This window comes from Saccharopolyspora sp. NPDC002578 (assembly GCF_053592695.1).
Map to the genome: position 1 here is coordinate 107,974 of NZ_JBSFWJ010000013.1, position 6,000 is coordinate 113,973.

Here is a 6,000-nt window from a genome sequence, read left to right on the forward strand (position 1 = left end):
CGGGTTGGCGTGAAGTATGCGGCGAACGGAGCAGCGAATCAATACGTCGGACATTTTTCGTCGGCGCGACCGGCGGAGTGCCCCGCGGCGTCGACGCGGCGTCGACGCCGCGATCCGATCAGCCCAGCGCCCGTGGACCGAACGGTCGCGACCGTCGATCATCCCGAATCAGCCCGGAAACGGTCGCGAGCCCCATCAGTCGATCTTGCCGAGCTTGACCGGCCACCGACGAGGAGAATCCTTCGCCACAGACCCGAGGCGCCTGGGCGCGAACTTCGACTGAGGGCCATCCGCGCGACGGCGACCGATCCTTCAATTGTCTGATGTTTAGTGCGCGGTTCAGCTGCGCGCGTCGTCCAGGTGCGCGCGGGCGACCTGCTCCAGGTGTTCCAGATCCGAGGACACGCTGGCGAAGGTGAACCCCTCGGCCAGCCGCCGCGCCGCCGTGGCGCCGTCGGGCGTGTGGATGCCGACGGCGATCCCGGCCGCGTCGGCCGCGGCTCGGACCCTGGCCAGCGCCGCGTCGAACTCGGCGGCGACCGCCGGATCGTCCGGGCGTGCCGCGCCCACCGCCAGCGCCATGTCCGCCGGGCCGATGTAAACCCCGTCCAGACCGGGCGTTGCGCAGATCGACTCGACGTTCGCCAGCCCCAGCGGCGTCTCGATCATCGCGAGCACGACGACGCTCGCGTCGGCCTCCGCGGGGTCGGGGCCGATGCGCAGGCTCGACCGCATCGGCCCGTACGAGCGGATCCCGCCCGGCGGGTAGCGGGTCGCCGCGACCGCGGCGGCGGCCTGCTCGGCGTCGTCCACCAGCGGGACGATGATGCCGCGCGCGCCCGCGTCGAGCGCTCGGCAGATCGCGGCCCGGTCGTGCGAAGGGACTCGCACGACACCGGCGGCACCGGCCGCGGCGTCGATCGCGATGAGGCCGTTGAGCACGCCCTGGTAGCCGAGCAGCCCGTGCTGCCCGTCCAGGCACACGTAGTCGTAGCCCGCCCTGGCGAGGCGCTCGGTGGCGGGCGGGGCGTCGAGCATCACCCAGTACCCGAGCACGGTTTCCCTGCTGCGGATCTTGCGCACGAAATCGGCGGTCATGCGACCCCTCCCCGTCGGCGTTCCCGCACTGGCCGATCGATTGAAGCACCCGGTGCGCCGCCCAGGACTGCTCCGATCTGGTTCCACGAAGCCGATTTCCACCAGAAGGAGTACTTCAGTCCACTGTGGACATCAAGGGCCCGCGCCGCGCCCGGCGTTCGGCTCACAGCAGCGCCAGCAGCGCGCCCAGCGCCGGGTTGTCGTTGGCCCCGCGCCACGCCAGGTGCAGCTCCACCGGCTCCGGATCCGGCAGCTCCACGGGGCGCAGCACCACCCCGTCGAACCGCAGCAACGTCGCCGTCGACGGCACCAGGGCGATGCCGAGCCCGGCCCGCACCAGCGCGAGCACCGTGTGCACCTGGCTGACGTGCTGGGTGTAGTGCGGCGAGACGTGGGCTTCGCGGAACACGCTCACCAGCAGCTCGTGGAAGTAGCGCGCCTCCGTCGGCGAGTACATGACGACGTCCGCCGCGTCGAAATCGGCCGGGCCCAGCGGTTCCTCCGCCTCGGCCAGCGGGTGACCGGCGGGCAGCGCGGCCAGCAGCGGTTCCGCGAGCAGGCGGCGCGACTCCAGCTCCGGGCGCGTGATCGGCGGCCGGACCAGGCCCAGGTCCAGCGCGCCGGAGGAGAGCATGTCGAGCTGTTCCCGGGTCACCAGCTCCCGCAGCACCACGTCCACGTGCGGCAACCGCTCCCGCGCGGTCTCCAGCACGCCGCCGAGCATCCCGTACGCCGAGGTCGCCGTGAACCCGACGCGCACCACCCCGGCCTCACCACCGGGCACCCGCCGCACCGCCAGCGTCGCGTTCTCCGCCTCGTGCAACAACCTGCGGGCATCGCGCAGGAACGCCTGCCCCGCCGGCGTGAGGCGCACCGCGCGGCCGCTGCGGTCGAACAGCCGCACCTGCAGGTCCCGCTCCAGCAGCTGGATCTGGCGGCTCAGCGGTGGTTGGGTCATGCGCAACCGCGCGGCGGCGCGGCCGTAGTGCAATTCCTCGGCGACCGCGACGAACCCGGCGAGCTGGTTGAGCGTGAACATGCGGTACCCGCCTCCTGGTGCGCGATGCGCTTCCCGCATCGGTCGATGCTCGATTGGAGTTGGACACGCATCGATCGCGGATCCTAATGTCCTGACTGGCGAGTTGTGCGCGCCGCCGGTCGCCGGTGCGCCCGCAGCCGCCGCCGAACCGCCCGGACCAAGGAGGATTCACCGCATGACCACAGGCCACACCGCCACCGACCTCACCGGGCGGATGCTGATCGCGGGCACTCCGGTGTTCGGCGAGGGCGAGAAGATCCGCGCGGTCGACCCGGGAACCGGGGCCGAACTGGAACCGGCCTACGGGCACGGCGGCCAGGCGGAGGTCGAACGCGCGTGCGCGGCGGCGGAATCGGCGTTCGAGATCTACCGCGCCACCACCTTCGAACAGCGCGCGGTGTTCCTGGAGACCATCGCCGACAACATCGAGGCGATCGGCGACGCCCTCTCCGCTCGCGCGCACGCCGAAAGCGGCCTGCCGCTGGCGCGCACCACCGGTGAACGCGGGCGCACCACCGGGCAGCTGCGCCTGTTCGCGCAGGTCGTGCGCGAGGGCAGCTTCACCGGCGCCCGGATCGACCCGGCGCTGCCCGATCGCGCGCCCGCACCGCGCGCCGACATCCGCCAGCGCAAGATCCCGCTGGGCCCCGTCGCCGTGTTCGGCGCCAGCAACTTCCCGCTCGCCTTCTCCGTCGCGGGCGGCGACACCGCCTCGGCGTTGGCCGCCGGATGCCCCGTGGTGGTCAAGGCGCACGACGCCCACCCCGGCACCTGCGAGCTCGTGGCGCGCGCGATCAGCGACGCCGTCACGTCCTGCGGGCTGCCGGCGGGCACGTTCTCACTGCTCTACGGAAGCGGTCCCGGGCTGGGCACCGCGCTGGTCACGGATCCGCGGATCCAGGCCGTCGGGTTCACCGGCTCGCGCGGCGCGGGGCTGGCGCTGACCGCCGCGGCGCATTCCCGGCCGCAGCCGATCCCGGTGTACGCGGAGATGAGCAGTATCAACCCCGTCTTCCTGCTGCCCGGCGCGCTGCACGCGCGGGCCGCCGAGCTCGGCGGGGAATTCGTCGGGTCGCTGACGATGGGCTCCGGGCAGTTCTGCACCAATCCCGGCCTGGTCGTCGCGATCGACGGCCCCGAGCTGACGGCGTTCCTGGACAGCGCGGCCGACGCGGTCTCCGCGTCCGCACCGACCCCGATGCTCACTCCGGGCATCGCCCGCTCCTACGCGGCCGGAGTGGAGGCGCTGGCGGCCAAGGGCGAGGTGACCGTGCTGGCGCGCGGTCAGGAGTCCGACGCGCCCCAGTCCTGCCGGGCCGCGCTGCTGGTCACCGACGCATCGGCGTTCCTCGACGGCGAAGGATTGGACGAGGAGGTGTTCGGCTCGTCCTCGCTGGTGATCCGCTGCCGCGACGCCGACGAACTCCGCCAGGTCGCCGCCGGGCTGGAAGGCCAGCTCACCGCGACCGTGCACGCCACGGCCGAGGACACCGGCGAGGCGGGCGCGCTGCTGCCGACGCTGGAGCGCAAGGCCGGCCGAATCCTGTTCAACGGCTGGCCCACGGGCGTCGAGGTCGGCCACGCCATGGTGCACGGCGGGCCGTTCCCGTCCACATCGGACTCCCGGACGACGTCGGTGGGGACGTTGGCCATCGACCGCTTCGTGCGGCCCGTGGCCTACCAGGACGTGCCTGCCGAACTCCTGCCCGGAGTGCTCGCCGACGGCAACCCGGAGAACATCTGGCGCCGCGTGGACGGCGAACTCGGCAAGCACTGACCCGATCGGTCCCGACGGCCTCATCCGCGCCTCGTGCGAGGTGCGGATGGGGCGCCGTCAGGAACGGTTCTCGCGCTCCTCCGCCGCCTTCTGCTTGGCGCGGGCGTTCTCCTTGCGGACCTCGGCCTGGGTGGCGCGCTCCTGCTCGAGCCAGTCGGGGCTCTCCGCCTTCAGCGCGTCGATCTGCGCGGTGGTCAGCGGTTCGGTGATGCCGCCACGGGCGAGACCGCCGATGGAGACGCCCAGCCTCGCCGCGACCACCTGGCGCGGGTGGGGACCCTTGTGGCGCAGTTCGCTCAGCCACTCCGGCGGGTCGGTCTGCAGGGCGTTGAGCTCGTCGCGCGAGACGACACCCTCCTGGAACTCCGCGGGGGTGGCTTCGAGGTACACGTTCAGCTTCTTGGCCGCGGTCGCGGGCTTCATCGTTTGGGGGGTCTTCTGCGACGTCATGGGGTCCAGGGTATCGACCGGGCCCGCGGTACCTGCGATGACGCCCGGTAGCCTGGCCTGGTGGCAGGCTCGGTCGAATCATCGTCGTTCGCACTCGCGTTCGTCCCAGGGGTGACGCCCGGCAAGTGGGTGCGGATCTGGAACGAGCGGCGACCGGAAGTCCCGCTGAACCTCGTGGACACCTCCGCCGCCGACGCGGCGGACCTGGTGCGCCGGGGCGAGGTCGACGCGGTGCTGCTGCGGCTGCCGACCGACCGCTCGGGGCTGCACGCGATCCCGCTCTACACCGAGACGACCGTGGTGGTCGTCCCGAAGGACCACCTGGTCGCCACCGCCGACGAGATCACCACCGACGACCTCGCCGACGAGGTCGTGCTGCACCCGCTCGACGACGCGCTCGGCTGGGAGGGCCCGCCCGGACTCCCCGCGGTGGAACGCCCCGCCACCACCGGAGCCGCCATCGAACTGGTGGCCGCGGGAGTGGGACTGCTCGTCGTCCCGCAGTCGCTGGCCCGGCTGCACCACCGCAAGGACCTCACCTACCGGCCGGTGACCGACGCCCCGCAGTCCCGCGTCGCGCTGTCCTGGCCGGAGGAGGAGACCACCGACCTGATGGAGGAGTTCATCGGCGTGGTCCGCGGGCGCACGGTCAACAGCACGCGCGGGCGACGGCAGGAACCGGCCCCGGCCAAGCGCGACCGCTCCGGCGGCGACGCGAAGAAGTCCCCCGCCCGCAAACCCGCCGGTGGACGGCCCCGCCCCGGCTTCGGCGGACCGAAGGGCGGCAAGCGGGGCAAGCCGCGCCGACGCCCGTAGCCCTTCCACCGCCGTGCGGAGCGCCATCACCTGCGTCGGAAGCGGCGAACAGCGACGGTGGGCCCGTCAGCCCGAACTCCGCACCGGACGGGATCGAGGTGGGCCATGTCGACCGCACTCGGGCGAGCCGGGGCGAAGGTGCTGCGCAACCGCGTGCTGATGCGCGCGCCGATCGCGCTCTACCGCGCCCGCCTCGGGTTCCTGCTCGGCTCACGGCTGCTCATGCTGGAGCACCTGGGCCGCAAGTCCGGCGTCACGCGCCGCGTCGTGCTCGAGGTCATCGGGCATCCCGCGCCGGACGTCTACCTCGTCGCCTCCGGTTTCGGCACGCGAGCGCAGTGGTACCGCAACGTGCAGGCGCATCCGCGGGTCCGAGTCTCGGTGGCCCGGCACCACCGCGCACCGGCCACCGCGCGACGACTGCCCGCGCCCGACGCCGACGCGGCGATCACCGACTACGCCCGCAGGCACCCCCGAGCCTGGGCGAAGTTCAAAACCGTCCTCGAGAACACGCTCGGCACGAAGATCACCGAACAGGACACCGCACTCCCCATCCTCGAACTCCACCTAGACCGAACCCCCTGACGAGCCCGACTCGTCCACAGTCCACGACCGGCACCCGACCCGAACGAACGCAGCACCTGCCTTCGAACTCGCCGTTCGACCGAGCATGTCTTACGTCTTGTCAGCGGCGAAGCCGCTGAGCAGCGACCACGCTGCCCACCGGCACCGCCGCGGGTTCTCAGGTGTCTTCTCGCGAGGACAGCTTTTTCCCTCGTGGCGGAGCCACTCGGGGAAAAGATACCGCAGCCAGTATACA

Annotated in this window: 6 protein-coding genes; 3 read left to right on the forward strand and 3 right to left on the reverse strand. The window is 72.3% G+C overall.

What is annotated here, in order from left to right; genetic code table 11:
* Positions 1-339 precede the first annotated feature (339 nt).
* Positions 340-1,098 (reverse strand): HpcH/HpaI aldolase family protein, encoded by a 759-nt coding sequence (locus ACWD38_RS09435; protein WP_184479516.1) that lies wholly within the window; start codon positions 1,096-1,098, stop codon positions 340-342.
* Between the two features lie 163 nt (positions 1,099-1,261).
* The gene (locus tag ACWD38_RS09440; protein ID WP_184479517.1) at positions 1,262-2,137 is read right to left on the reverse strand and encodes a LysR substrate-binding domain-containing protein; all 876 of its coding nucleotides are present in this window, start codon (positions 2,135-2,137) and stop codon (positions 1,262-1,264) included.
* Positions 2,138-2,312: 175 nt separating this feature from the next.
* On the opposite strand from ACWD38_RS09440, the gene ACWD38_RS09445 reads away from it, so the two are divergent.
* The gene (locus ACWD38_RS09445; RefSeq protein ID WP_450123828.1) at positions 2,313-3,914 is read left to right on the forward strand and encodes an aldehyde dehydrogenase (NADP(+)); all 1,602 of its coding nucleotides are present in this window, start codon (positions 2,313-2,315) and stop codon (positions 3,912-3,914) included.
* Positions 3,915-3,971: 57 nt separating this feature from the next.
* Here ACWD38_RS09445 and ACWD38_RS09450 read toward each other — a convergent pair whose 3' ends face one another.
* A complete protein-coding gene (locus tag ACWD38_RS09450; RefSeq protein WP_184479519.1) occupies positions 3,972-4,364 on the reverse strand; it encodes a DUF5997 family protein in 393 nt (130 codons plus the stop codon).
* 60 nt (positions 4,365-4,424) lie between these two features.
* On the opposite strand from ACWD38_RS09450, the gene ACWD38_RS09455 reads away from it, so the two are divergent.
* Both ACWD38_RS09455 and ACWD38_RS09460 read left to right on the forward strand, forming a co-directional pair.
* The gene (locus ACWD38_RS09455; RefSeq protein WP_450123829.1) at positions 4,425-5,180 is read left to right on the forward strand and encodes a LysR family transcriptional regulator substrate-binding protein; all 756 of its coding nucleotides are present in this window, start codon (positions 4,425-4,427) and stop codon (positions 5,178-5,180) included.
* Between the two features lie 105 nt (positions 5,181-5,285).
* Positions 5,286-5,765, forward strand: a complete 480-nt coding sequence (locus tag ACWD38_RS09460; RefSeq protein WP_184479521.1) for a nitroreductase family deazaflavin-dependent oxidoreductase — start codon at positions 5,286-5,288, stop codon at positions 5,763-5,765.
* The last annotated feature ends 235 nt before the right edge of the window (positions 5,766-6,000 follow it).